This is a genomic window from Rhizobium sp. NLR8a, assembly GCF_019685235.1.
GTDB lineage: Bacteria > Pseudomonadota > Alphaproteobacteria > Rhizobiales > Rhizobiaceae > Rhizobium.
In genome coordinates, this window is the sequence record NZ_JABDWI010000003.1 from 172,998 (window position 1) to 196,604 (window position 23,607).

The following is a 23,607-nucleotide window of genomic DNA, read 5'->3' on the forward strand; positions in this document are numbered from 1 at the left end:
CGTTTGCAGTGGGCGCGGCGACCCGGCCTATGAGGCGGCCGCAACCGCGCGGCGCGTCTTCTGGCAGACCCGCGGCGGCATGCGGGAGGGCTTCGCTGCCGAACGCGAAACGGCCAACGTCCATAACCAGACGAAATGGTTCGGTCCGCACCGCCGCGTCCTCGCCGTCGATGCGCCGGAAAAGCTCATCCTCGCTACCGACGGCCTCTCCACTCCCTGGGCGGGCATTTCCGAGCCTGAGAATGGTGTCGAATGCGAGCTCTTCATGGAATTCGATCCTGCGACGCTGAATTGAACCGGAACGGCAAACTGGGCAAATCTCCTGATCAGTCTCGGCGATCTCGTCGCCGACGGCCACCGCGTTGCCCGGGACGTCGAAAAGCACGGCGCCATCCTCTTCTGCCGGCTGACGGAGGATTACGCGCCGCTGACCCGCATCATCCTGAGCTGCGACACCAGCCGCATCGACGGCTTGCCCTTCGGCTCCGTGCCGCTGATCCGCGCGACGCCGGTCGCCGAAGCTGAGATCGAAGGCCGCAACCCCGACGAGGACTGGGGAGCGACGGCGGCGCGCCAAGCGCTGGCGAAGCGCGGGATCAGGCTTTAGATGTGGAGCCTCAACAGGTTGTCCTGGGTAAGAGCGAGTCTGCTGATTGGTGGTTTTGAATTTAGGCTTCCGTGAGGCCTGTGCCAATTGTAGCGATGGAGCCATCTCGGCAGTTCGGCGGCGCGCATGTCCGAGTTGGGATAGGCGACGGCGTAGGCCCACTCTCTGAGGGCGGTCTGGATGAAGCGTTCGGCCTTTCCGTTGGTTTTAGGCGTGTATGGTCTGGTGCGGACGTGCCTGAGGCCGTTGTCGCAACAGGCTTGGGCGAATGGCTTTGATGTGTAGCAGGGACCATTGTCGGTCATGACGCGCTCGACCGCGATGCCGAGGCTGGCATAATAGGCCAATGCCACCTTCAGGAAAGCCACGGCGCGCTCTTTCGTCTCGTCCGGCAATATCTGCGAGAAAGCGATGCGAGAGGCATCGTCGATGGCCACATGAACGCATTCCCAACCGGCGCCCCAACCCTTGCCCCTGCGCGAACTCTGCCGAGTGCGATCGCCGGTGATGCGGTGGCCGACCTCATGAAACCGGCCAAGCTTCTTGATGTCGATATGAATCATCTCGCCGGGAGCCTGACGTTCGTAACGACGCACAGGCTCGGCCGGCTCGATATCCTTGAGGCGGGAGAGGCCTGCGCGCTTGAGAACCCGGCTCACCGTCGCTGCAGATACACCGGTTTCGATCGCGATGTGCTTGCCGGTCAGGCGCTGGCGAAGCGTAATGATGCGCTCCGCCAGCGCCTGACCGGTCTGCCGGGGCATGGTATGAGGTCGGGAGGAACGATCGAGCATCGCCTCTCGACCACCGGCCTTGAAACGCTCGACCCAGCGGGCGACGATCTTGGCCGAGACACCATAAGCCTGTGCTGCCTGAGCCTGGCTCAGATGCCCCTCGATAACAGCAAGCGCCATTTCTTCCCGGCGCAATGGCGTCAGTCGGGCATTCTTATGAATGTTCATTCGCGGCGATCCTTCCGACTCGAGGTCTGGTAGCTCCAGTCTCCTCGATCCACTTCGAATGGACAACCTCCCGAAAGCTCACATTAGAGCCGATCATTTCATCGACATGTCATGAAACTTCTCGCTCCGGATCGGCTTTCTACAAGGAAGCCAAACAAGGAGCTCCAAATGTCCGGCAAAGCCAAAAATAATGGTAAGACCGCCATCGTTTCAGTTCAGAACCCGTTAGCAGGCGAACAAGCCGCCACTGCGTCCGTGCTCGAAGACATGCAGAAAGCAAGCCTGGAGACCCGTCAGCCGGAGCCGCGGGTGGCGTTGTTCTCCTGGGAGATCGATCCGCCGGAACTGGCCAAACTGATCTCCGAGGTGGTGACCCTGCCGATGGTCCTGTGGTCGACGGGTATATCCCTGACCTATTCCCTCTGGCTGTCTTCGCTGCTTCCCGCACGCGAGACGATCGGCTCAATCAAGCAAAGCGCGGATTACGGTTAGCAACTTCGGCCGATTGCGGCCGACCACCCCCACAGTCTCTGCAACTTCCACCTTCCGCCCCCGCTCCATAGAATATTTGCGGAATGACGGGCGGAGAGGCGGCAAGCGGCGGCGCGGCTCTTCAAGTCTCGAGCAGCAATTGCATTATTCGTTGATGTCAGGCTCGATGACCCGGGCAAGATTGCGTAACGACTCCTGCCAGCCGAGATAGCAGGCTTCGGGCGGGATGACGTCGGGCACGCCGGCCTGGGTGATGTCCACTTCGGTGCCGACCGAGACTTTCTTAAGCGTTACGGTGACCTCCATCTCGCCCGGCAGGTTCGGGTCGTCGAACTTGTCCGTATAACGAACGCGTTCGCCCGGGACGAGTTCAAGAAATTCACCGCCAAAGGCGTGGCTATTGCCGGTCGTGAAATTGCGGAACGACATTCTGAAGGTGCCGCCGACCGCCGGTTCCAGGTGATGCACGGTGCAGAGGAACCCGTTCGGCGGAAGCCATTTGGCGAGCGCATCGGCCTCGACGAAGGCGCGATAGACCTTCTCCGGGCTGGTGGCGAAAACGCGGTGCAGGCGTATGGTGCTTGGCATGGTCGTGATCCTTTGGGTGGACGGAATGAACGAGCTAAGGACGGATAAACCATCGCCCATCCGACACGGGTTCGATCTTTTCTTCAAAAAATCATGCCCGGTCGCGCGGCCATCAGCTCGGCATGCCTTCGAACTGCGGAAGGTGGAGGGGCGTTGCCCAAGCCAGCCGGCGTTTGGTGAACATCTCGACGCCGGGCTGTATCAGTTCGGGCCGATCCAGGCTGCCAAGGGTGACGAAGACGAGGCCGGGAAAACTTTCGAGATTGCTGCTGAACAACCGCGCGCCGCATTCGGGGCAGAAGTTACGGTCGAGGCCCCTGCCGGAATCGGCGACGTAATGAAACGCTTTCGGACTGCCGACGGTCAGGGCGAAATCGTCCTGCGGCACGGCAAAGAAAGTGGCGGCCTCGCCGCCTGAGGCTTTCTTGCAATCCAGGCAATGGCAGTCTGCAACGAAGGTCGGATCTGTATCGAAGCCGAACTGTATCGCGCCGCAGGCACATTTCCCCGTATATTTCCTGCTCATACCAGGCCCTTTCATCCGATGTTGCAGATGGGCGGGCGCGCCCCCGCCTCCCGCGTTTCAGGCTGCAGCCTGCTCGCCCAGCGCATTGAGCAGCAGCCGTGCGGCCTGCTTCGACGAGGCCGGGTTCTGTCCGGTGATCAGCAGCCCGTCCTGGACGACATGCACGGCCCAGTCCTCAGTCGCCGAAAACTTCGCCCCCTGCTCCCTCAGCACGTCTTCGAGCAGATAGGGCACGACCTCGACGAGGTGCACGGCGGCCTCCTCGGAATTGGTAAAGCCGGTCACCGTGCGCCCCTTCGCGATCGGCCCGCCGTCCGGCGCCGTTACATTGGTCAGGATTCCCGGTGCGTGACAGACGAGCGCCAGCGGCTTTCCCGCCGCAAGCATCTCCTCGATCAGCGTGTGCGCATTGCGGTCGTTCGTCAGGTCCCAAAGCGGGCCATGGCCCCCGGGGAAGAACACAGTGTCATAATCGGCCTGATCGATGTCGGACAGCCTCAACGTGTTGGCAAGCGCAGCCGTCGCGGTCGGGTCCTTTTCAAATCGCCTCGTGTCGTCCGTCTGAAACGCCGGCTCATTGCTCTTCGGATCGAGCGGAGGCTGGCCCCCTTTCGGCGACGCGAGCACGACCTCCGCCCCGGCGTCACGGAAGACGAAGTAAGGGGCCGCGAGCTCCTCAAGCCAGAAGCCCGTTTTCTTGCCGGTATTTCCCAGCTGATCATGTGATGTGAGAACCATGAGAATTTTCATTGCTCAGCTCCTTCGATCCGGCCGGCGGACAAAGCTCCCCGCGTCCGGTTTAACGGTGATGACTGCCTGCAATCTCATGCTGAATGAGAGAAAGCATAGATCGGCTGCACCCGCGACACAAGCCTTCCGCCATCGGCCAGCGCTGCCGGCGCTCGGATAGCGTGCCACGCAAAAGCGTGCCTGTGCGTTTCGGGGCCTGGGTGTATGAAGAAGGACAAATCGCCCATAGGATCGGCCGCACTGCATTGGCATCCGAAGGATCTGGAAAGTGATCAAGCCGAATTATCGGGATATTGCCCGCCACGCGGGCGTTGGAACGGCCACGGTCGAGCGGGTCCTGAACGGACGCGGGGGCGTTCGGCCGGAACTGGTCGAGAAGGTCATATCCGCCGCGCGGCACCTGGACTATCCGCGCAAGCTTCCCGACACCCATCGCGGCCTGCTCAGGATAGAAGTGCTGATGGTTCGCCCGGAAACGAGCTTCTATCGTCGCCTTTCCCACGCCTTCGAAAGGATTGCTGCGACCCTTGATCCGTTGGTGGTTGTGCACCGCAGTTTCACCGACGAGATGAATCCGGAGGCGATTGCGCGGCGCATCCTCTCCACCGACCTTTCACGTGCCGGCTTGATCCTTGCCGTGCCGAGCAGCCCCTTGATCAGCGCCGCGGTGGAAAAGGTAAATTCGCAAGGCCTGCCGGTAGTCCACGTCGTCACCCGCGCTTCCGAGCGCGTCGGCGAGTTCGTCGGCATCGACAATACTGCCGCGGGCCGGACGGCTGCGCTCTATATCAGCCGAATGGCCCTTCGAACCGGCCCTGTCGTTGCGATCTGCCATCCCATCTATCAGGTGCACCGCGACCGGATTCGCGGCTTTTCGGATTATTTTCGCGACCATCCCGGCGCCTCCAATTTCGAATGGCTGGGCTTCGGCGGCGATGAAGAGCGCGCCAGCGCCGATCTCTTGTGGTCGGCTCTGGAGATGTATCCCGGCCTTGCCGGCCTCTACAATGCCGGCGGCGCCAATTCCGCCCTGATCGAAGTGCTGCGCCGCCATCCGAGCGGCGGCAACGTGTTCTTCGTCGGACATGAATTGACGGACTATACCCGCGCGGCCCTGAAGGACGGCATCATGGATGTCGTGCTGGATCAGGCGCCGGAAGCCCAAGCGCGGCGGGCGCTCGACCACATCCTGCGCCGTATTGGCTTGACCGATATCGAGCCGGACCGGACCCCGATCCGCTTCATCACCATCACTAAGGAAGGACTTTGATCTAATTAGATCAAAGAAGGCTTCGGTGTTCGTAACGCCCCCTGCTACTTTCGCGTCAGGAGAAGATCCGGCGCGCAAGAAGCCGAAGCGGATCAAGGCGCACGGGGCGCTCTCCTTTACCAAAAAAGAGTGCGGGCACGGAGACATCAGGCGCCCGGAGGAGATGCCAATGGATGATCTGAACTTCGGCAAGCGTAACAAGCGCGGCGACTGGGCGCCGAACCACCCGGTCGAAACCGCGCCGCTTTTCGTCTTCCCCCCGCAACTGACGGCAATCCTGAAATGGCTGCCGCACTACTTCCTTCCCTGGAACCTGATTTTTGCGGCGTCTGCGCTCGCCTATTGGGCCTGGATCATTCCCCCGGTCGCCACGATGCAGACGCTGAGCTTCGGCTGGATAGCGTGGCTATTCGCCGTGAATGCGATCTGCGTATTCCTGTTCTATGGAGCCTTTGAACTGCATCTTTATGTTCTGAAGCGCCAGGAAAACCGCTTCAAGTACAATGGCAAGTTCCCCGCCGACCAGAAAAACAATGCTTTCTGGTTCCAAAGCCAGAACCTTGACAATATTCTGCGCACTTTCCTTTCGGGCGTCGTGATCTGGACCGCCATCGAGGTCGGCATGCTCTGGGCCTATGCCAACGGCTATGCGCCGTGGCTCGGCCTTGCCGAAAACCCCTGGACGCTGGCGCTCGTCGCGCTCGTCGTTCCGATCATTCACGAGTTCCACTTCTTCTGCATTCACCGGCTCATCCACACGCCCTTTCTCTATAAGTGGGTGCATTCGGTCCACCACAATTCCGTCAACCCCTCCCCCTGGTCGTCGCTGTCGATGCACCCAGTCGAGCATCTGCTCTATTTCGGAACGGCGTTTTACCACCTGATCCTGCCCTCCAACCCGGTCATCATGCTCTATCAACTGCACTATGCCGGCTTCGGGGCAATTCCCGGCCATGTCGGCTTTGACAAGGTCGAGGTCGGCAAGGACAGGCTGATCGATAGCCACGCCTATGCGCATTACCTCCACCACAAATATTTCGAGGTGAACTACGGCGATGCCCTGATCCCGCTCGATAAGTGGTTCGGCACCTGGCACGACGGCTCGCCCGAAGGCGAAGTGCAGATGCAGGAACGCTACCGCAGGCGCAAGGAAAGGCTCGCAGCCCGCAAGGCTCGCCTGGAAGCCGAAGGAGCCGCCGAATGACCTGGGTTTCAGCTGGCAGACTTGACGACATCGAACAGGAAGGCGCCATCCGTTTCGACCATGGCGGACGCACCTACGCGATCTACCGTGGCCCGGATGACAGCGTCTACTGCACCGCCGGGCTCTGCACCCACGAGGCGATTCACCTCGCCGACGGACTGGTCTTGGATTTCGAGGTGGAATGTCCGAAGCATTCCGGCGCCTTCGACTACCGCACGGGTGAAGCGCTGAGGCTGCCGGCTTGCGAGAATCTGAAGACCTATCCGGCGGAGGTGGTCGACGGAGAGGTGCGCGTGGCCCTCGGTTAAGTGGCCAAAGAACATGGCGGAATACGCCAAGAAGAACTGAACCTCGCCGGCCGGCGTCTCCTCGTCACGAGCGCCGGCTGCTCTTGCTGTCGGAGAATGCTATGAACGGTATGGTCATCATTGGTGCGGGCGAGTCCGGAACCCGGGCGGCCTTCGCCCTGCGCGAGGCGGGTTATTGCGGAGCAGTCACGCTGGTCGGAGCCGAGCCTCATCTGCCCTATGAACGGCCACCTCTGTCGAAAATCGTCGACGACACGGTGCAGATGAAGCTGATCTGCGCGAAAGAAGCGCTTGAGGCGGCCGGCATCACCTATCTCAAGGGCTGCTCGGTCTCCAAGCTGGATCCCGTCGCCGCAACCGTAAGCTTGAGCCATGGTCAGCTATTGGGTTACGAAAAACTGCTGCTGACCACCGGCGCACGGCCGAGGCGGCTTGCCTGTGCCGGCGCAGAACGCGCGCTCGACTTTCGCACCCACGCCGACGCCGAAGCGATCTTCTCCAAGGTTGCGCCCGGCCGGCGCGTCGCGATCATCGGCGCAGGTCTGATCGGGATGGAACTCGCATCGGTCCTTCGTGCAAAGGACGTTGCGGTCGATGTGATCGAGGCCGCGCCGAAACCTTTGGGCCGCGCCGTCCCTGCCCGTTTTGCCGACAAGCTGCATGCCCGGCATGCCGCCGAAGGCGTGCGCTTCCACTTTGATCGGAGCGTTGCGGAAATCGGTAACGATAGTGTCGTCTTGAGCGATGGCACCATCCTGTCCGCTGACCTCGTCGTCAGCGCCATCGGGGTCCAGCCTGAAATGACCTTGGCGGAAGCATCGGGACTGGCCACGGGCAACGGAATTCTGACGGACGCATGCCTTCGCACCAGCGCGCCGAACATATTTGCCGCGGGCGATTGCGCGGCGGTGGCTCAAGCTGGCGGAGGACACATCCGCTTTGAAAGCTGGCGGAATGCCAGAATGCAGGCCGAGACCGCAGCACGGAACATGGTCGGCGCCGCCGAGACTTTTGCCGCCATTCCCTGGTTTTGGTCCGACCAGTACGATCTCGGCCTCCAGGTGGCGGGGCAGCCGCTGCCCGGGCATCAGAGCGTCCGGCGATCGGCAGCGGAGGGAGAGCTCGAATTCTATCTCGATGACGGGCGATTGGTAGCCGCCGCGGGTCTCGGCATCGGCAACGGCCTGGCCAAGCATATCAAACTTGCCGAAATGCTGATCGCCGCTTGTATCAGTCCCGAACCTGCGGCATTGGCCGACCCGGGCGTGAACCTCAAGACCCTTCTGAAAAGCGCGCGGGCCGCGTGATGCAGAAGCTCCTGATCTTCCAGTCGCTCTGGGCCATGGAGCGCCGGCACACGGACGGGTTCGAGCCCAGCCTCGACGACAATATCGCTGCGATCTGCGAGGCGGGCTTCGACGGCATCAGTGCGCACTATACAAACCGCGGCGATGTCATCCGCCTCAACCAGGCCATCCGAGGCACCGGCTTGAAGATCGAGGCAGTCTGCTTCCCCCGCTGCGTCGGGGATTTGCGTCTGCCGCTGGAACTTGCCGCGGCCTTTCCGGTCAGCCACATCAATCTGCAGCCCGATATCCGCCCCCGCCGGATCGAGGATTGCCTGCCGATTCTCGATGGCTGGATGCGGCTCGCCGAAGATGCGGGTATCCCGGTATTCATCGAAACCCATCGCGACAGGATGACGACGGACCTGTTCTTCACGCTCGATCTGCTCGATCGACGCCCCGATCTGCCGTTGCTGGCCGATCTTTCGCATTTCCTGGTCGGGCGCGAATTCGCCTTTCCGGTCGATGAGGAAAATCACGCGCATGTCAGGCGCATCCTGCAGAATGCCCATGCATTTCACGGCCGCGTCGCTTCACGCGAACAGGTGCAGATCGAAATTTCCTTCCCGCATCACCGGCCGTGGGTTGATCTCTTCCTGCAGTGGTGGGACTACGGCTTTCGCCATTGGCGATCACGTGCAGCCGATGATGCCGAGCTGGTCTTTACCTGCGAATTAGGGCCCAAGCCCTATGCCATCACCGGCAGAGACGGCAACGACTCGACGGACAGATGGGCCGAATCACTGGCGCTGCGCCAGATGGTGCGCGAACTGTGGACTGCCATTGCCTGAACCGCCGGAACAATCGCGCGGCAAGTCGTTCTTTCGTCAGCCCCCAGGCACCGCTTCCAAGGCGGCGGCAAACAACCGGTCAGAACACTGCAGATGCGTCCACAGCCCGTGAACGCGTTGGCGGAGGTTGGGGATTGTTAATCAGAATTGCCTAATGTATTTCTTAACGTGCACAAGTTGTGCGGTAGTTAAGTTGCTATAATATCTGGTAGGGCATTCAATCAGGGAGAGCCTCCGACATGCGGAAAATTCCTGCTGCCAGCTTGGCCCTCGAAAAACCGGAGACAATCGATTCGGGGGGCCTGGTCGACCGGCTTTTGTTCTTTGATCGCGATTTCAATCCCGTTGAAAATTTGCTTGGCAATGCGCTGCCCGCTTCCGTCAAACCAGCCGCCTCCTTCTGGGAGCATTTTCCGGAGCTGGACAAATCGGCAGTCATGCTCGCTTTCCGTTCACTGGGTGACAGCGCCCAGCCTTTGCGAATAACAGACGCACTCGGCGGATCACATGACCTGACGATCTATCGGATCGGTGATCTGTTTGCCGTGGTCCGATCCGAGGAGCAGGTTGACGACGAACGCGCAACCCTTTTGCATCTCGCCACCCACGATCCATTGACTGGACTGCCGAACCGGCGCCAATTCAGCGAGGACCTGACCGCGCTGTTGCAGGAGATCGCAGGCACGAGCGAAACTCTATCATTGATGCAACTCGACCTTGACGACTTCAAACCCGTCAACGACACGCTCGGGCATGCCGCGGGCGACAAGCTTCTTCAATCGGCTGCAAAGCGTATTCAAGCCTGCCTCTCCAGCGATGACAGAGCCTATCGACTGGCCGGCGACGAATTCACGGTGATTTCCGTCGGCGGGGGACATCCCGCCAAAGCCCATCGCCTGGCCGAAGATCTGGTTGCTGCGTTCAAAAAGCCCTTCGCGATAGACGGCATTGCGGTCTTTGTCGGCACCAGCATCGGCATATCCACCGCTCCGCCGGACGGCACGAGTCCGGAACAGCTGATGAAGGCTTCCGACCTCGCACTCTACGCCGCCAAGAAAGAAGGGCGTGGTCGGGCTAAAGCCTATGACCCAACAATGCTCGAATTGCTGGAGCAGCGGGAACTGCTGCGCCGCAGCCTGCGCACGGCGCTCGACCAACAGCAGTTCTATGTCGAATACCAGCCCATCGCCGAGCACGGCTGCATTGTCGGTTTCGAAGCATTGCTGCGGTGGCACCACCCTCTGCTTGGAAAAATACCACCGGCGGCATTCATTCCGATGGCCGAGGCGGATGGAATGATGCCAGAGATAGGCGCGTGGGTTTTGGGGCAGGCATGCCGCGAGGCGAAGAAGTGGCCTGATAACTACATAGTCGCCGTCAATTTGTCGGTGGCTGAATTCTTGACAAGCGGTCTCACCGACCGGATTTCCCAGACGCTGGACTTGGTCGGACTTCAGCCCGAGCGTCTGGAGCTCGAAATAACCGAAAGCGTGCTGCTCGAGCGGACCGTCAACAACATCGACACTCTGAATACCCTTAACGTGTTGGGCCTGCGGATTTCACTGGATGATTTCGGCACGGAATATTCTTCCCTGAGCTATCTCAAGACATTCCCTTTCGACACGATCAAAATCGACAAGTACTTTATTACCGATCTCGAAACCGATGTGAAAAGCCAGGCAATCGTCCGCTGTGTCGTGAACCTCGCACATGACCTCGACATGCAGGTGACGGCCGAGGGGGTTGAGACGCCCGGTCAGGCGGAATGGTTGCGCAGCGTGGGCTGCGACAGGCTTCAGGGCTATTTGGTGAGCAGGCCACTTCCGGTCGAGGCCATTGAGGAATTCATTACCCGGGCAGAAGGATCCAAAAAGCAAGCTTGACCACGCGCCGATTTTCGCCGTGCATTTAGACCACGCAGATCTGACGCTCCAGACGGACGATTGGAGGGTATATTGGAAGAGGAAGCATCCCGCTTCGACGATCCGGCATTTTCGCCGATGGTATCGCTTGAGATGAATATCGCGATGTTCAAATCTCAATGGCAATTTTGCGATGAGATAGCGGAATATATCTCCGACATTCTCGGCCAGGGCCACAGTGATCCCGCTCGCTACTCCAACTTTCTTTCGGTCGCGGCGAACGAGCTCATCGAATTTGCCTTCCGCGCGACGGACAAGCGGGGAAGGATAAGTTTCAGCCTCTATCGCAGCGCGACATTCAATCGGCTGAGAATTACGTTTCCTTACGAGGAAGAAGTTGCCCACAAGCACACAAAGCCAAGATCATCAGGGAAAACACAGCCCCTCGACAGCGGGTCCGGTCACTTGGTCGCAAGGTCTGACAGAACGGCTTTGCTCAACAGTTTGACAACAATATTCGGCGCCGCGATCCGCATCGAGAAAGATGATGTCGATGGGATCGAAATCGTTGCGGATTTCCCCTCGGCCGAGGACTTCCAATGAACCTTCTTCCCCTGCCCTTCACAGTACGGTCTGATCCGACAAATCAGGAGCTCGTGCTGTCTGGCAAAATGCGGCCGGAAAGCGCCGCCGAGATTGGCGAAGCTCTCGAGCTGGTGCGGCAGAGTTTGGAAAGATATAGCGGCATCGTTTATCTCAACGTCAAACGCCTCACCCACATCAACATGACAGCCTTCGCCGCTCTGGCCGATGTCCTGGCAGCAGGCTGCCGAGCTCGGCCGGAACGGGAGATCAAGATTATTACGTCGAGCGTGATGGCATGGTCTGCCTCGCTCTTCGAGATGCTGGCAGCATCGCAGCCAAACCTGTCGGTCGAGGTCTATGATTCGGCATTCTATCCGGGGCAAAGCTTCGTCGAGGACGAGAGCTTCATTCCCATTCTGCGCACGCAGACGAAGATGACATGGAGGCACGAACGCGAACTCTTGCCGCGCCACGGTCTGCGCAGCAGTCTCGCCATGGCCGATATCTGCTGCGGCATTGGTGATTTCGCAGCTCTGGTTCAACGGGAATTCAAGCCGACGCGCCTTGTCGCACTAGACCACTCGGTGCGCAGTCTCGATTATGCCCGCAAGGTCGCTGCCGAGTTCGGCCTGGAAGGCATCGAGTACACCTATGGCGATGCGTCTCAGATGCTGCTTCGAGACAATCAATTCGATTTCGTAACCTGCCGGCACTCGCTGCAGATTTTCGACCGCCCCGAAATGCTCTTGCGTGAGCTTTATCGCATCTGCAAGCCCGGCGGCCGTGTCTACATCACCAACGAAAAGAACTCGCATTGTCTGGGTGAGCCGCATGCCGACTCGATCAGATGGACCTACGAGGAAGTGGCGAAATTGTTCAGGCACTTCGACATGGATGTCGAGATGGGGCCGAAAAGCCGCCACCTCCTGCTCAACGCCGGATTCGATAACATCCAGGTCGACTGCTTCATGGTCACGAACCTTGACGGCGATCCCCAGGACTTCGCAGACATCATCGAGGCCTGGGAAAATGTCTATGCCGGTGAGATGGCCGTCCGCCGCGGCGACTCGCCGGATTTCATTCGCAGATTCCGGCAAGGATTCAAGGATCACGTCTTTGCCGCTCTTCACCCCAAAGGTTATGCCGGCTGGCCGATCTGGGCAGCCTCTGGTCGAAAGCCGCTGTGATGGATGGAGGATTATCGAAAAGAACGGTAGGACTGGCCTCGTTTCGGGCGAAATTCATCCTGGTCGTCGGTGGAGCCGTTCTCTTCGACTTGCTGGTCAGCGGTGGCCTGGCGCTTTGGAATGTTCAGAGGCTGTCGCGTGACGCGACACTCGAAGTCGGCCAGGGTCTCGAAGCCGCCAGCCAGGAATATATACGCACCTATGCCGATTCGACCGCAGCCCAGGTGAACCTGCTCCTGCGCCAGGTTCACAACGACGTCGACACTTTGGCAGGCGTGCTGCAGGCGCAGATCGACAACCCCGCCCGCAATACCGATGTCGGCGCGGCAATCGCCCGCACATCGCCGGACAGCGTCAGTCTATCTTACGACGAGAAGGGGAAATGGTCGCAGAACGCGCCCGGCTCCGCTTCGGTCGTCAGCGTCTGGGGTTACCTGCTCGGACAGGACCATCAGCCGAAATCCGAAATCAGGCGCGATATAGAGACAAGCGCGGTTCTCGATCTCGTTGCGCCGAGCCTGCTGCAGCACGGCGCGTCAAAGCTGCAGATGTATTACATCGGACCGAGGGAACGACCGATCTTCAGGACAGCGCCCTACACCGACCAGGCTCAGACCTTCGACCGCCTTTATCCCGGGCACAACGAGGCTGATTTCTGGAACTTCTTTTTTCCCGGGCTTTACGAGTCCTGGCAAGGCTGGGCCAGGGACATGAAGACGCGACCGGTCGCGGACGACATCACGCAAACGGCTCCCTATACCGATGCCATTACCGGGAAGCTGATCGTCAGTTTCTTTCATCCGCTTTGGACCGCCGATCGGAAGGATGTCGCCGGGACGGCCGGCGCCGATATCACGCTCGACCAGCTCGCCCAGACGGTTGAAAACGTGAAGGTGGCCCAGTCCGGCTTCGGATTTCTGGCAATGTCCGACGGAAACGTGGTCGCGATCAACAGCACCGGCGAAGAGACGCTCGGTCTGCGTTCCGCGAGCGATGCGAGCGGAACCGGCGTGACCGGGCTGGAACGTTCCTTGAAAGGAAGCTCCCAGCCTGCGATAGCGAAACTGGCTCTCGACCGGGAACAGGGCATTCAACATCTGCTGCTGCAGCGGGACGGCAACCAGGTTCCCTATATTGTCATCGTCAAGAAACTGCCCGCGACCAACCTGTGGTCCAGCGGCCCGGTTCGGCAGGAGGCAATGCTGCTTGGGGTAGTTGTTCCGGAACGGGAAATCGACGCCTCCCTCTATGCCGCCCAGGCCAAGATTTCCGAGGCCACCAACCGCATCGTGATCTACCAGATCCTGGCGATCTTGATGTCGTTGCTCATCGTGACGATCGCGGTGTTTGCGGCTTCGAAACGCATAACGAGCGGGATCAGCGCACTTGCCGGCGCCGCCAAGCGGATTCAGGCGCAGGACTATTCAGTCAGAGTGGCAATAACAAGCAAGGACGAGGTCGGCGCGGCCGGTGAGGCTTTCAATCGGATGGCCGAGCAGATCAGCTATCACACCGAAAATCTCGAGCAACTCGTCGAAGAACGAACCGCCCAGATCGAAGATCAGAAGGAAGAGATTTCGACGCTGAATGCGCAGCTCGAGCGGGAAAATCGTCGTCTGGGAACGGAGCTCGCCGTCGCCGAGAGAATCCAGCTGATGGTTCTGCCGCTGCAACAGGAGCTTGAGGAATTTCAGGACATCGAGATCGCAGCCTATATGAGACCTGCGGAAGAAGTCGGCGGCGATTATTACGACGTCTTGAAGAACGGAAAACGGTTGAAGATCGGCATCGGCGACGTCACCGGCCACGGGCTCGAAAGCGGCGTGTTGATGCTGATGGTCCAGTCCGTCGCCCGCGCTCTTCAGGAAGCGGGGAACTCCGACGCCGTCAAATTTCTGGCGAATCTAAACAGTGCCCTATTCAAAAACATAGTCAGGACCAGAATAGACAAACATCTCACCCTGGCCTTTCTCGATTATGACGGCAAGGAGATGATCTTGTCGGGACAGCACGAGGAAGTCGTCATCGTGCGGGCGAACGGTGAGATCCAACGCATCGACACCATGGATCTCGGTATACCGATCGGATTGGAAGCCGATATTTCCACCTTTATCAAAACACGTGAAATAGCATTCGAGAAGGGCGACCTCATACTCCTGCACACCGACGGCGTGACAGAAGCCGCAAACGATGCGGGAGAGCTGTTCGGCATCGAACGTCTCTGCAGGGAAGCACTTCGCTTGAAAGGTCAGAGTGCTGAGAAAGTCGTTTCTGAAATTGTTGCAACGCTGATGCTCTTCATCGGATCGCAGAAAATCTACGACGACATCACGCTTCTCGCGGTACGGCATAGGTGAGACATGGCGCCCAAAATATATGGCATCGAATCTCTGGCGGACATCAGCCTGGGTTCTGGCGCTCGCCTGACATTGAGCGATGGGCCGCTTCAGCTTAGATGGAAGCATTCGGGAATGACTTCGGACTTCCTAGCGAAGATCATGGCGCTGCCCTATTCCCGGTCGAGGAAAGATTATCTGCAGGCGCATCATGATATTGGATACCTCAGCAACGAGCTGATCGAAAATGCAGTCAAATTCCGACAGCCTGGCGAGATCCTCATCGAAGCCGGCATAATCGAAGGAAGCTTTCTGCTCAGGGTGAAGAATGCCATCGACAGCGCGACGTCGTCGCGCTTCCAGCAGCTCCTGCATCGCCTTCAATCGAAGGAACCCGGCGTACTCCTTCTTGAGCAAATCGAAACCAACGCCATATCGCCGGAAAGCGGTTCCGGTTTGGGCCTGCTCACCCTTTTGAGCGATTACGATGCGAGAATGGCATGGACATTCGAAGAGAATAAGGACGAGCATATCATACTGACGACGACTGCAGCTGTGGCGATGCCGCCCTCCTCCAATCTGTGAGCGAAGAATGGAAATCAGCGACGAAAACTTCCGCGTATGGGCGGAAAAAAACGAGGTGTATTTCGACGGCGTCTTCCGCCTGGCAGGCCCGGACGCCTATGCGCCGATCTATTCAATGATAACAGGCCTTCTCCATGAAGGGCACAAACAGGTGACGTTCAACCTGACGGGCCTCGAATTTCTGAATTCCTCGGGCATCAACCTCCTGGCGAAGCTCACCATCGAAGCCAGAAAGATGGGCGACCTCCTGCTTATCGTCAAAGGCACCAATCAACATCCGTGGCAGGCAAAATCCCTCCCGAATCTGAAGAAGCTGCACCCGCTGCTCGACTTGCGCCTGGCGTGATCGACCTTGAGCCGAGGACGACGGAGATTGGGGTTGGCGTCTCGCCAAACTCGGCAGGCCCGCATGCCGCATCTCGGATGACGACCGGTGCTCCGCTCCACGTTTGACCTCACCGCGCCAATCTGTGACCACCCTCCCATGGCCGAGCAAAGGGAACTTGCTCCATGGAATTCATGCCGCATAGCACGATCTTTCACCCATCCGGATGATTGCAATCACTGGTCCGAACTATAGTCTAGGGCAGGTTTTCGGCAACTCCATCGAAATAGTCATCGATTGGGGCTCGATCTTCGCGACGAACTCTTTTTGAAGAGCATGCCCGAGCAAGCAGATGCGGCTGGTGTAAAGGAACCGTCATGGCTGGAGCAGCCTTGGTCGGTCCGTAGGCTCCATGTCGTCGGATGATCTTTAAAGGGTAACGACATGCGCAAAACAATGGCCATCGGCCTGGTTGCCGTGATCGCCATCTATGTTCTCGGCGGCATGAGCGCGAGACATGAGATCTTTCCCTGGCCACAACTTTCCGCGCTGAAGAAAACGATTGCCGGAGAGAAGGCGGCGGCTTCAAGCCGTTATACTTTCGACGACAAGGAACGACTCATCGCAGATGAATCAAAAACCGCTGTGACCTGCCCGACTCAAACTGATCGGACTGCCGTCCTACTCATTCTTGGCCAATCGAACGCGGCCAACTACGGTGGACAACGGCACCGGTCGGATTATGGCGCTCGCGTTGTAAACGCCTTTGACAAACGGTGCTTCATCGCTGCGTCGCCACTTCTTGGATCGACCAATACCAAGGGGGAGTACTGGACGCTTCTTGGGAACAAATTGATCGGGTCGGGACAAAATGACAGCGTCATTCTCGCACCACTCGCATATTCCGGATCGGAGGTCGCTCGATGGGCGACAGGCGGTGACCTCAATCCTGTGCTGATCGATACAATGAAACAGCTTCAGGATTCCGGTTATAGAATAACGAGCGTCCTCTGGGTGCAAGGAGAGGCGGACCTCGTTCTGGGCACCACTTCGGAGGCCTATCAGAAACATTTCATGTCGATGGTTGACACATTGCGTCAGCACGGCGTCGAAGCCCCCGTTTACATTTCGATCGCATCGAAATGCCTCGAACCGAGCAACGGCGGCTTCAAGGAACATATTCCAGACAATCCTATTGTACGGGCGCAACTGGCCTTGTCAAAAAGCGGCCACGGTATCCGAGAGGGCGCGAATTCTGACGCCTTGCTCGATGGAGACGACCGCTACGACGATTGCCATATCGGGGGCTCAGGCGCGGAGAAAGTGTCGCAGGCCTGGCTGAACCTTTTGCGTGGCGAGAGCCACCTGGAAAGCTCGCGATAATCTTCCCTGAACCGTTTGCGCGCCTTGGCGAGCTTGGATGTTTCCTTAGGACCATAGCCGGGGCCTTTCGCCGGACCTCAGTCCGATGTGCAGCGCGCGATAGCAATCTATCCTTCAAGTCAGATCTCGACGTGCAGTTGCACGCCATCTGGTGGTCTCATTCGGAGGAAAACGATGCGGAAAGCAACCTTAGCGTCCCTGGCCGTGCTTTCGCTGACGCTTGCAGCAAGCCCGGTAACGATTGCGGGGCTCGACATGAGCGCGCTGGCGAAGGACGGCGGAAACGGCGGCGGCAATGGTGGTGGCAATGGTGGTGGCAACGGCGGCGGTAATGGCGGCGGCCACGGAAACGGTGGCGGCCACGACAGCGGTTCAAACCATGGCAACTCCAACTCGTCAGCCGTGAGAGGCAAATCGTCAGAGGCATCGGGCAAGTCCAAATCGGGCAAGTCAGATACCGCAGCCACCAACAAGAAGGAGAAGAACCTTTCAGCACAGCTTGCGGGCCTGAATTCCTTGAAACGGAATTACAGGGCGCTGATGAACACATCGGACCCGCGCATGGCCGCCATCTCGGCCTACGCCGTGGCTTATGCCCAGTATGAAATCGACAACGGCATCGAGCCCGCGGCCGACGATCCCCTGCTGGGCGATCAGGCGCTGGAGGACGCTTTGGCTTCCGCAACGAAAACCGGTCAGGTCAGCCCGGCGGTCCTGGATCAAGCCAAGACCATTCTCGGGGTTGGCGATGCCGACGGCAAGATTGATCAAATCCGCACCTCGCTGGAAAACGCCGCGTCGGCGGCGCCAGACGAATAGCCACATGGCGAGATGTGAGAGGTGCGAAGCCGACTCTGGTAAGCTTCGCACCGAACTACGAGAGCATTTCCGTTTCTGTTTGCGTCCGGAAATGCTCTATTTTTTTGCCAATTTTCCGGCGGCCCAAGCCTTCCTTATCAGTCATTCCGCGTCTGCCGCCAGATCTGCGAAGACATGGTTCGCATAGTCAGAGATGGACCCCACCCCTGCACTTCCGCCGATATGATCCTGCGCCACACAAGTTCAGCATCTTACTGTTCGCCAGCCCACCCGGATAGCGGGCCCGAGCGCCGGACGACCTAGACCATCACTTGTCTTGCGTGCGGCATGTCACTCTTGCGCAAGCAATGTCCTTCCTGATGTACACCGAAATTCATAGAAAATTCGCACGGATAGAACAACGCCCGCGATGAGGACGACAATCCCAGCGCTTTCGATCGGGGTCGGCCAACGAGCATGTACGACAAGTCCACCGATCACACCGAAGGCCGTTTCCGAGACGATCAATTGCGCAGCCAAGGCAACCGGCAGGCTCCGCGACGCAATGTTCCAGGCCCAGACGCCGCCTACGGTTGCCAACAGCGCGAAAGAAGCGCCCCAAACATACAAGCTGCCGGCGGCACTCCAACCGAATCCCAGCGTTGGAAGCCGGAAGAGGTCCAGCGCGGCGCCGAAGGGGTAGAAGGCCAGCATCAGGATGCCACCTCCCACCAATATCAACGCAGCCCACACACCGGAGGGCATTTCCGGCCGGGCCGCCAGTGCAGCCTGATTGGCAAGAGCGAACCAGACCCAAAGTCCCACGGCGGCCAGCGCCAGTGGCACGCCAACCCAAAATGATCGCACCGAATTCAATCCTTCGGTCGTAAGTGCCGTGCCGTTGACGAGAGCAAGGCCGGCCAGCACCAGCGCCAGAGGCATCATGAGAGATCGCCATGGCAATGATCCCTGACGCTTGTTACCAACGACCATCAATACGATCGGCACCAGGCCGAGAAAGGCAGGAGCGATGACCGGACCGGCAAAGACGGCCGCGCCCGTCACAGTCAGGAAGTAGCCGACATATCCGATGAAAGCGAGCCAGATTGCATTCAGCCAGTTGCGAGGTGTCAGGTGGCGCAGGACACCCTTCTCGGAAAACAGGATGTAAAGTCCGACCAGCGCCGAGACACCATGACGGACGAGGGCGAAATCAAAGGTGGAATAGTCGCCGATGATCAAGGGCACGATGAAGTTGAGCGAAAAGGCAAAAGCCGCAAAGAGAGCGGCCGACACGCCAACATAGAAGATTCTGTCCATGACGATTACTCCTTCTGAAGTTGCGTCACCGAGCCGTTGATCTCCGTGACACCGACGGTGTCTATCGGCAGTCAGCGAAACCCTTGATCGGATGGGAGAAATGTACTGGCCGGGAGCCCTGGCCGGCAGCCGGTGAAATTGAGAACCACCTTCTCAATGCTCATCCACCGGATCGTGAAGCGGTTCCGCATCGGCGAGACCGTTTGAACGACAAGAGGCTACCCGGGTGATGATGAGGGGTGCGCCCGCGGCCATTGCTGTTCATCAGAACCGATTTCCCATATCCTCAAGATCGAGGCTTTCACTCGTCGGGGTGTTATGGATCGGCTTGATGCAATGCGGGTTCTGCTTGCAGTGGTTGACGCCGGCAGCTTGTCGGCGGGCAGCCGGAAGCTGAACGCGCCGCTGCCGAGCGTCAGCCGCAAGGTTGCCGATCTGGAGCGATATCTCGGCGCAAACCTCATCATCCGGACAAGCCGCAACCTGCAGCTCACCGATGCCGGTCGCGACTATGTCGATGCGGCGCGCAGGATCATTGCCGATCTCGAGGAGGTCGAACGCAGGGCCTCAGGCGAATATCAGACGCCGCGGGGACTGCTGACCATCACGATGCCGATCGAGTTTGGCCACCGCTACGTTCTGCCGATCGCGCTCGATTTCATGAACAAGCATCCCGAAGTGACCTTGAACCTTCTGTCCCTCGACCGCTCTGTTCATCTGGTCAACGAACAGGTCGACGTCGCGATCCGACTTGGCGAGTTGGCCGACAGTTCGCTCTATGCGGTCAAGGCCGGCGAGTTCCGCCTGTTGACCTGCGCAAGCCCGGCCTACCTGGAGCGGCATGGCACGCCCCAGCATCCGACCGAGCTCACCGATCACGACGGCATCATGTTCAACGACAGGTCCTTCTTCTGGAATTTCGAGATCGAGGGGAAGCCGGTCGAGGCGACGCCACGGAGCCGGATCGAGGTGAACACCGCGGCCAACTGCGTCGCCGCCGCGTGCAATGGAGCCGGGATCGCCCGCCTCTTCGACTATCAAGTTCCCGAGGAGCTGTCTTCGGGAATGCTCGTGCAGATCTTGAAGGACTATGACGGCGGGCCCAAGCCGATCCACATCGTTTATTCCCGACAGGGCCTGCTTGCCCTCAAGCTGCGCGCCTTCATCGACTGGATTCTGCCGCGGCTTCGCGCGGCCTGCAGCAGATATGGCGATGCGCCGTCACCGGAATGAAGTGCGCACTTCCCCGACCGTCCGCGCCCGATCCTGGAGGTGCCGATAATCGCCAAGCATGGTCATTGTCATGGCGGTCGCTGAGACTCAATTCGTCAGCGAACGATGCGGTCCACCTGCGCCTGAAGGTGTGGGCCAATCAGCAGGATGGCCGGAATGACGATGAGATAGGCGATGCTCCACGAGCGCAGCCACGTCAGCACGAATTCCTCGGAAAAACCCAGATTGAGCGCGAGCAGTGTGAAAGAGATGATCCCTGTCGTTACGATGCCCATCGACAGGGCGAAGGCGACCTTGCGTTTGAAAAGCGTGTTCATGTCCGTCTCCTGGCTGGATGAGAGATCAAGACCGCCTCGGCAGGTCTCAATCCCGGTTAGCACTTCGAAGATCGCGCAATGCCGGCACCGGCGGTAGCGGGGAAACCTGAGAGGCAGCCTCTTGAGTTCGGCAAGTTCCGAACGACGGCGAACCCTCGGCGGTTGGAAGCGATATGCCTCCCGCAACGCGCTGCTTTCGACATCCTCCACAGCGCTGCGGCTTGGCAACCTGGTGCAGGACTGAGCGAAAACGAGAGGCTTGCTCTCACGCCTGCTCGCTACCGGGCAAGTCTTGCCGAGCTCATATTCCCGTCATCGCCGCCCGGAACCCTGCTGGGCCGTGGCGGCGCCTGAGACACCAGCAGTGTGCTGTCCCACCGGCTGAAATCGAACAAGGAGCATCCAAATGTCGAAAGTCATCTACACCGGCACCACCAACACCACCGGCGGACGCGACGGCGCATCCCGCACTTCCGACGGTCGCCTCGATGTGAAACTCTCCCCGCCCGGTTCCTCGGCTCCAGGCACCAATCCCGAACAGCTCTTCGCCGCCGCCTGGTCCGCCTGTTTCCTCGGTGCGATCGGAAGAGCGGCTGCCGAACGCCAGCTTCGCATCCCCGCCGATGCTGCCGTCAATGCCGAGATCGACCTCGTCTCGAACGATGACGGCGGCTATGTCCTGCAGGCGCGACTGAACGCGACGCTGCCGGGCATCGAGACTGACATCGCCAAGTCCCTGGTCGAGCGCGCTCACCAGCTCTGCCCCTACTCCAAGGCCACACGCGGCAACATCGCCGTCGAACTCAACGCCGCCTGATCGGCCTCAACTCAGCGTCGCTCCGGTGTCCCGACGATGTCGGTCACGACAGGCGCGTCTACAAAGGATTATGTCATGACCACGGTCGCAAGAGCCCTCGCAACAGCAGCCTTCCTGCTCACCGGCACATCCCTCCACGCGCAGGCGCCGCATCAGGCGGCGACGCAGTTCCTTCCGATCAAGAACGAAGCCGCACCCAAGCTCTTCGTGGATCAGCCCCTTCCAGAACCGCTGGCCACCAGAGGCGTGGCCATCATTCCCTATAGAACCGAGAACTTCCGCATCCTGCCCATTTTCGGCGCCAGCGCGACCGATGTCTCGCCTCGGGCCGGACACCTTCATGTCAGCATCGACGACCTGCCATGGCGGTGGGCCGATGCGGGCGGCACCGGCGCCATCGTCCTGACCGGCCTGCCGCCGGGCGAACACAAGGTGCTCATCGAACTTGCCACTCCAGTGCACGAAGTGCTGGGCGGAAAGCCTGTGAAATTTACCGTACCGCCGGTCGGCGGCGCGCAACATTAGGGCTCGCCCTGCCCCACCACGGCCGGGTGCAAGTAGATCCGATACTCGTCGATCAGACCAAGTTCGGTCAGGATGTGGACGAACTCCGGGCCAGCGACGTCGATCTCCCCAATTTCACCCAAGCACGGTGGTAGCGGACTTGGATGAGCGGAATCTGGGATGTCGATCTTGCTAAGAAGTTTGTCGTTACTGGTTGGAATAACATTGGCGGTGCCAGCCTTTGGCGATTGCTTAACCGCCAGTGAGACCAAACAGGGCGTGCTGCTGACCAGAGAAGCGCCTTTCTATTCCGTATTCTACAAGCCCGACGGCCCGGGTCTCACCGAACAGCGGCTGATGGAGCGCGACGGCTCACTGCAGCCGGTGTCGGCCGTATATGTGCACCCCTTGCTCGTCGAAAAGAGAGTGAGTGCCAGCGGCACGCATGAGCTGAAATACGCGAACGCGATTGCGTTGGACGATCTACCACAGAAGAAGGCCTGGCAATCCGGCACCACGCTTTTCATCAATGGCAAAAAAACTGATTCGGGCACGACTTTTATACGGTTCGACGGCTTGGGAGAGGAAACAATTGCATCTTGTTCCTACAAAGTTTGGGCCATTAACAGCCGTCTGAAACTGACGGAATTGCCTCCGATCATTTTCGAACAATACTATTCCCCCGAGCTTCATCTCGTTCTTCGTTCGGTGAGGCTGAGCCCCTCCAACCAACCGTTGAGCGAGGTTCGATTTGATCGGTTCCAAATCGGCTGGGGCAACTAGAGATATCGTGTCCCCTCTATCTTCCCAGAAAGCCCGCTGGGCGCACTCTCCCTGCCTATCACTCCGTCGTCGCGAGTCGATGGCGACTGGCGGCTGTGCCCTTTCCCTATCCGGCAGTTTGGTCGAATTGTCCTCACTCCGAACATCTCGTCATCGACGGAGAGTTTCGATGCGGAGGCCCGGAGCCTCCTCCCACTCCATCACAAGTGGCGGCACTCAAGCGGCGTCCGGTCGTGGATCCCTGAACTCGTTCAGATCGGCGCGCCATCTCCCACGCCTCGTTGCAATTCGCGCTCACGCGACTACCTTTCGTGCGAGGCCACTTTCCCCAGTGGCAAAGAGAACATCACGCGAGCAAGCCATGTGCCGAAACATAAAACCACTGTTCAACTTCGATCCGCCTGCAACGGACAAAGAGATTCATGATGCCGCGCTCCAGTTCGTGCGCAAGCTCAGCGGAGCGACCAAGCCGTCGAAGCGCAATGAGGCCGCGTTCGAACGCGCGGTCAGTTCGATCGCAGCTTGCGCCCGTGAATTGCTCGATTCGTTGGAGACGTCTCAGCCGCCTCGCGATCGCGAGGAAGTAGCGGCGAAGGCGCGTGCGAAATCCGCGATGCGGTTCGCGTAAAAAAGGGTCCCGTTCTTACGGGAAGCCTCAGCCGGGCTGCGGATACATTCGCTTACAAAAATGCCGGTTTCCCGACACATGCCCGGTTCAATCATCGACT

General features: G+C 59.4%; 25 protein-coding genes and 2 pseudogenes. 20 read left to right on the forward strand and 7 right to left on the reverse strand.

Annotated elements, in window-relative coordinates; all coding sequences use genetic code 11:
• Positions 1–10 precede the first annotated feature (10 nt).
• Positions 11–607 (forward strand): annotated as a pseudogene (locus HJC04_RS06605) (hypothetical protein); the annotation flags it as partial.
• On the opposite strand, the gene HJC04_RS06610 reads toward HJC04_RS06605, so the two are convergent.
• Complete coding sequence (locus HJC04_RS06610) at positions 604–1,569, reverse strand: IS481 family transposase (RefSeq protein ID WP_221145389.1); 966 nt, start codon at positions 1,567–1,569, stop codon at positions 604–606. The pseudogene HJC04_RS06605 and the gene HJC04_RS06610 overlap by 4 nt on opposite strands.
• 168 nt (positions 1,570–1,737) lie before the next feature.
• Between HJC04_RS06610 and HJC04_RS06615 the strand changes: the two genes are divergently transcribed.
• Positions 1,738–2,061 (forward strand): hypothetical protein, encoded by a 324-nt coding sequence (locus tag HJC04_RS06615; protein ID WP_210631601.1) that lies wholly within the window; start codon positions 1,738–1,740, stop codon positions 2,059–2,061.
• 144 nt (positions 2,062–2,205) lie between these two features.
• Here the strand turns inward: HJC04_RS06615 and HJC04_RS06620 are convergent, their stop codons facing one another.
• The 3 genes from HJC04_RS06620 to HJC04_RS06630 form a co-directional block, all read right to left on the reverse strand.
• Entirely contained in the window at positions 2,206–2,649 is a 444-nt protein-coding gene (locus HJC04_RS06620; protein ID WP_210630868.1) for an SRPBCC family protein, read from the reverse strand.
• Between the two features lie 112 nt (positions 2,650–2,761).
• Positions 2,762–3,175, reverse strand: coding sequence for a GFA family protein (locus HJC04_RS06625; RefSeq protein ID WP_210630867.1), 414 nt, complete (start codon positions 3,173–3,175; stop codon positions 2,762–2,764).
• 57 nt (positions 3,176–3,232) lie between these two features.
• The gene (locus tag HJC04_RS06630; protein WP_210630866.1) at positions 3,233–3,925 is read right to left on the reverse strand and encodes a type 1 glutamine amidotransferase domain-containing protein; all 693 of its coding nucleotides are present in this window, start codon (positions 3,923–3,925) and stop codon (positions 3,233–3,235) included.
• Between the two features lie 268 nt (positions 3,926–4,193).
• On the opposite strand from HJC04_RS06630, the gene HJC04_RS06635 reads away from it, so the two are divergent.
• From HJC04_RS06635 to HJC04_RS06695, 13 genes are all read left to right on the forward strand, one after another.
• On the forward strand, positions 4,194–5,195 hold the full coding sequence (locus HJC04_RS06635; RefSeq protein ID WP_210630865.1) for a LacI family DNA-binding transcriptional regulator: 1,002 nt from the start codon (positions 4,194–4,196) through the stop codon (positions 5,193–5,195).
• A 169-nt stretch (positions 5,196–5,364) separates the two neighbouring features.
• Positions 5,365–6,399 (forward strand): sterol desaturase family protein, encoded by a 1,035-nt coding sequence (locus tag HJC04_RS06640; protein WP_221145391.1) that lies wholly within the window; start codon positions 5,365–5,367, stop codon positions 6,397–6,399.
• Positions 6,396–6,707 (forward strand): MocE family 2Fe-2S type ferredoxin, encoded by a 312-nt coding sequence (locus tag HJC04_RS06645; RefSeq protein ID WP_210630863.1) that lies wholly within the window; start codon positions 6,396–6,398, stop codon positions 6,705–6,707. Before HJC04_RS06640 ends, HJC04_RS06645 begins: the two co-directional genes overlap by 4 nt.
• Before the next feature lie 101 nt (positions 6,708–6,808).
• Positions 6,809–8,014, forward strand: a complete 1,206-nt coding sequence (locus HJC04_RS06650) for an NAD(P)/FAD-dependent oxidoreductase (RefSeq protein WP_221122683.1) — start codon at positions 6,809–6,811, stop codon at positions 8,012–8,014.
• Positions 8,014–8,844, forward strand: coding sequence for a sugar phosphate isomerase/epimerase (locus HJC04_RS06655; protein ID WP_259668823.1), 831 nt, complete (start codon positions 8,014–8,016; stop codon positions 8,842–8,844). The genes HJC04_RS06650 and HJC04_RS06655 overlap by 1 nt, the downstream gene beginning before the upstream one ends.
• 239 nt (positions 8,845–9,083) lie before the next feature.
• On the forward strand, positions 9,084–10,727 hold the full coding sequence (locus HJC04_RS06660; protein ID WP_210630860.1) for a bifunctional diguanylate cyclase/phosphodiesterase: 1,644 nt from the start codon (positions 9,084–9,086) through the stop codon (positions 10,725–10,727).
• Positions 10,728–10,799: 72 nt separating this feature from the next.
• Positions 10,800–11,309, forward strand: a complete 510-nt coding sequence (locus HJC04_RS06665; protein WP_210630859.1) for a hypothetical protein — start codon at positions 10,800–10,802, stop codon at positions 11,307–11,309.
• On the forward strand, positions 11,306–12,478 hold the full coding sequence (locus HJC04_RS06670) for a class I SAM-dependent methyltransferase (protein ID WP_210630858.1): 1,173 nt from the start codon (positions 11,306–11,308) through the stop codon (positions 12,476–12,478). The genes HJC04_RS06665 and HJC04_RS06670 overlap by 4 nt, the downstream gene beginning before the upstream one ends.
• A complete protein-coding gene (locus HJC04_RS06675) occupies positions 12,475–14,835 on the forward strand; it encodes a SpoIIE family protein phosphatase (RefSeq protein WP_221122682.1) in 2,361 nt (786 codons plus the stop codon). The genes HJC04_RS06670 and HJC04_RS06675 overlap by 4 nt, the downstream gene beginning before the upstream one ends.
• A gap of 3 nt (positions 14,836–14,838) precedes the next feature.
• Positions 14,839–15,399, forward strand: a complete 561-nt coding sequence (locus HJC04_RS06680) for a slr1658 superfamily regulator (RefSeq protein WP_210630856.1) — start codon at positions 14,839–14,841, stop codon at positions 15,397–15,399.
• 7 nt (positions 15,400–15,406) lie between these two features.
• Entirely contained in the window at positions 15,407–15,745 is a 339-nt protein-coding gene (locus tag HJC04_RS06685) for a slr1659 superfamily regulator (RefSeq protein ID WP_210630855.1), read from the forward strand.
• 423 nt (positions 15,746–16,168) lie between these two features.
• A complete protein-coding gene (locus tag HJC04_RS06690) occupies positions 16,169–17,107 on the forward strand; it encodes a sialate O-acetylesterase (RefSeq protein WP_210630854.1) in 939 nt (312 codons plus the stop codon).
• A gap of 174 nt (positions 17,108–17,281) precedes the next feature.
• Entirely contained in the window at positions 17,282–17,926 is a 645-nt protein-coding gene (locus tag HJC04_RS06695) for a hypothetical protein (protein ID WP_210630853.1), read from the forward strand.
• 330 nt (positions 17,927–18,256) lie between these two features.
• Here HJC04_RS06695 and HJC04_RS06700 read toward each other — a convergent pair whose 3' ends face one another.
• A complete protein-coding gene (locus HJC04_RS06700; protein ID WP_221145395.1) occupies positions 18,257–19,225 on the reverse strand; it encodes a DMT family transporter in 969 nt (322 codons plus the stop codon).
• A gap of 318 nt (positions 19,226–19,543) precedes the next feature.
• On the opposite strand from HJC04_RS06700, the gene HJC04_RS06705 reads away from it, so the two are divergent.
• Positions 19,544–20,458, forward strand: a complete 915-nt coding sequence (locus tag HJC04_RS06705) for a LysR family transcriptional regulator (RefSeq protein WP_221145398.1) — start codon at positions 19,544–19,546, stop codon at positions 20,456–20,458.
• A 95-nt stretch (positions 20,459–20,553) separates the two neighbouring features.
• On the opposite strand, the gene HJC04_RS06710 is transcribed toward HJC04_RS06705, so the two are convergent.
• Entirely contained in the window at positions 20,554–20,775 is a 222-nt protein-coding gene (locus HJC04_RS06710) for a DUF2798 domain-containing protein (RefSeq protein WP_210630850.1), read from the reverse strand.
• Between the two features lie 406 nt (positions 20,776–21,181).
• Here HJC04_RS06710 and HJC04_RS06715 point away from each other — a divergent pair, with 406 nt between their 5' ends.
• A complete protein-coding gene (locus tag HJC04_RS06715; RefSeq protein ID WP_221145400.1) occupies positions 21,182–21,592 on the forward strand; it encodes an organic hydroperoxide resistance protein in 411 nt (136 codons plus the stop codon).
• A gap of 75 nt (positions 21,593–21,667) precedes the next feature.
• Entirely contained in the window at positions 21,668–22,117 is a 450-nt protein-coding gene (locus HJC04_RS06720; RefSeq protein ID WP_221145402.1) for a DUF6130 family protein, read from the forward strand.
• Here the strand turns inward: HJC04_RS06720 and HJC04_RS31640 are convergent.
• A pseudogene (locus HJC04_RS31640) lies at positions 22,117–22,227 on the reverse strand (dihydrofolate reductase); the annotation flags it as partial. The gene HJC04_RS06720 and the pseudogene HJC04_RS31640 sit on opposite strands and share 1 nt — an antisense overlap.
• 49 nt (positions 22,228–22,276) lie before the next feature.
• Here HJC04_RS31640 and HJC04_RS06725 point away from each other — a divergent pair.
• Both HJC04_RS06725 and HJC04_RS06730 read left to right on the forward strand, forming a co-directional pair.
• Positions 22,277–22,879, forward strand: a complete 603-nt coding sequence (locus HJC04_RS06725) for a hypothetical protein (RefSeq protein ID WP_210630847.1) — start codon at positions 22,277–22,279, stop codon at positions 22,877–22,879.
• 361 nt (positions 22,880–23,240) lie between these two features.
• Complete coding sequence (locus HJC04_RS06730) at positions 23,241–23,507, forward strand: DUF2277 domain-containing protein (RefSeq protein WP_221122703.1); 267 nt, start codon at positions 23,241–23,243, stop codon at positions 23,505–23,507.
• Positions 23,508–23,607: the final 100 nt, after the last annotated feature.

Bases quoted from the DNA above. Each gene is read 5' to 3' on its own strand.
- HJC04_RS06610 (WP_221145389.1), bottom strand. From the start codon at position 1,569: ATGAACATTCATAAGAATGCCCGACTGACGCCATTGCGCCGGGAAGAA.
- HJC04_RS06650 (WP_221122683.1), top strand. From the start codon at position 6,809: ATGAACGGTATGGTCATCATTGGTGCGGGCGAGTCCGGAACCCGGGCG.
- HJC04_RS06630 (WP_210630866.1), bottom strand. From the start codon at position 3,925: ATGAAAATTCTCATGGTTCTCACATCACATGATCAGCTGGGAAATACC.
- HJC04_RS06640 (WP_221145391.1), top strand. From the start codon at position 5,365: ATGGATGATCTGAACTTCGGCAAGCGTAACAAGCGCGGCGACTGGGCG.
- HJC04_RS06620 (WP_210630868.1), bottom strand. From the start codon at position 2,649: ATGCCAAGCACCATACGCCTGCACCGCGTTTTCGCCACCAGCCCGGAG.
- HJC04_RS06705 (WP_221145398.1), top strand. From the start codon at position 19,544: ATGGATCGGCTTGATGCAATGCGGGTTCTGCTTGCAGTGGTTGACGCC.
- HJC04_RS06615 (WP_210631601.1), top strand. From the start codon at position 1,738: ATGTCCGGCAAAGCCAAAAATAATGGTAAGACCGCCATCGTTTCAGTT.
- HJC04_RS06695 (WP_210630853.1), top strand. From the start codon at position 17,282: ATGCGGAAAGCAACCTTAGCGTCCCTGGCCGTGCTTTCGCTGACGCTT.
- HJC04_RS06690 (WP_210630854.1), top strand. From the start codon at position 16,169: ATGCGCAAAACAATGGCCATCGGCCTGGTTGCCGTGATCGCCATCTAT.
- HJC04_RS06660 (WP_210630860.1), top strand. From the start codon at position 9,084: ATGCGGAAAATTCCTGCTGCCAGCTTGGCCCTCGAAAAACCGGAGACA.
- HJC04_RS06700 (WP_221145395.1), bottom strand. From the start codon at position 19,225: ATGGACAGAATCTTCTATGTTGGCGTGTCGGCCGCTCTCTTTGCGGCT.
- HJC04_RS06670 (WP_210630858.1), top strand. From the start codon at position 11,306: ATGAACCTTCTTCCCCTGCCCTTCACAGTACGGTCTGATCCGACAAAT.
- HJC04_RS06725 (WP_210630847.1), top strand. From the start codon at position 22,277: ATGTCGATCTTGCTAAGAAGTTTGTCGTTACTGGTTGGAATAACATTG.
- HJC04_RS06720 (WP_221145402.1), top strand. From the start codon at position 21,668: ATGACCACGGTCGCAAGAGCCCTCGCAACAGCAGCCTTCCTGCTCACC.
- HJC04_RS06710 (WP_210630850.1), bottom strand. From the start codon at position 20,775: ATGAACACGCTTTTCAAACGCAAGGTCGCCTTCGCCCTGTCGATGGGC.
- HJC04_RS06655 (WP_259668823.1), top strand. From the start codon at position 8,014: ATGCAGAAGCTCCTGATCTTCCAGTCGCTCTGGGCCATGGAGCGCCGG.
- HJC04_RS06730 (WP_221122703.1), top strand. From the start codon at position 23,241: ATGTGCCGAAACATAAAACCACTGTTCAACTTCGATCCGCCTGCAACG.
- HJC04_RS06645 (WP_210630863.1), top strand. From the start codon at position 6,396: ATGACCTGGGTTTCAGCTGGCAGACTTGACGACATCGAACAGGAAGGC.
- HJC04_RS06625 (WP_210630867.1), bottom strand. From the start codon at position 3,175: ATGAGCAGGAAATATACGGGGAAATGTGCCTGCGGCGCGATACAGTTC.
- HJC04_RS06680 (WP_210630856.1), top strand. From the start codon at position 14,839: ATGGCGCCCAAAATATATGGCATCGAATCTCTGGCGGACATCAGCCTG.
- HJC04_RS06685 (WP_210630855.1), top strand. From the start codon at position 15,407: ATGGAAATCAGCGACGAAAACTTCCGCGTATGGGCGGAAAAAAACGAG.
- HJC04_RS06715 (WP_221145400.1), top strand. From the start codon at position 21,182: ATGTCGAAAGTCATCTACACCGGCACCACCAACACCACCGGCGGACGC.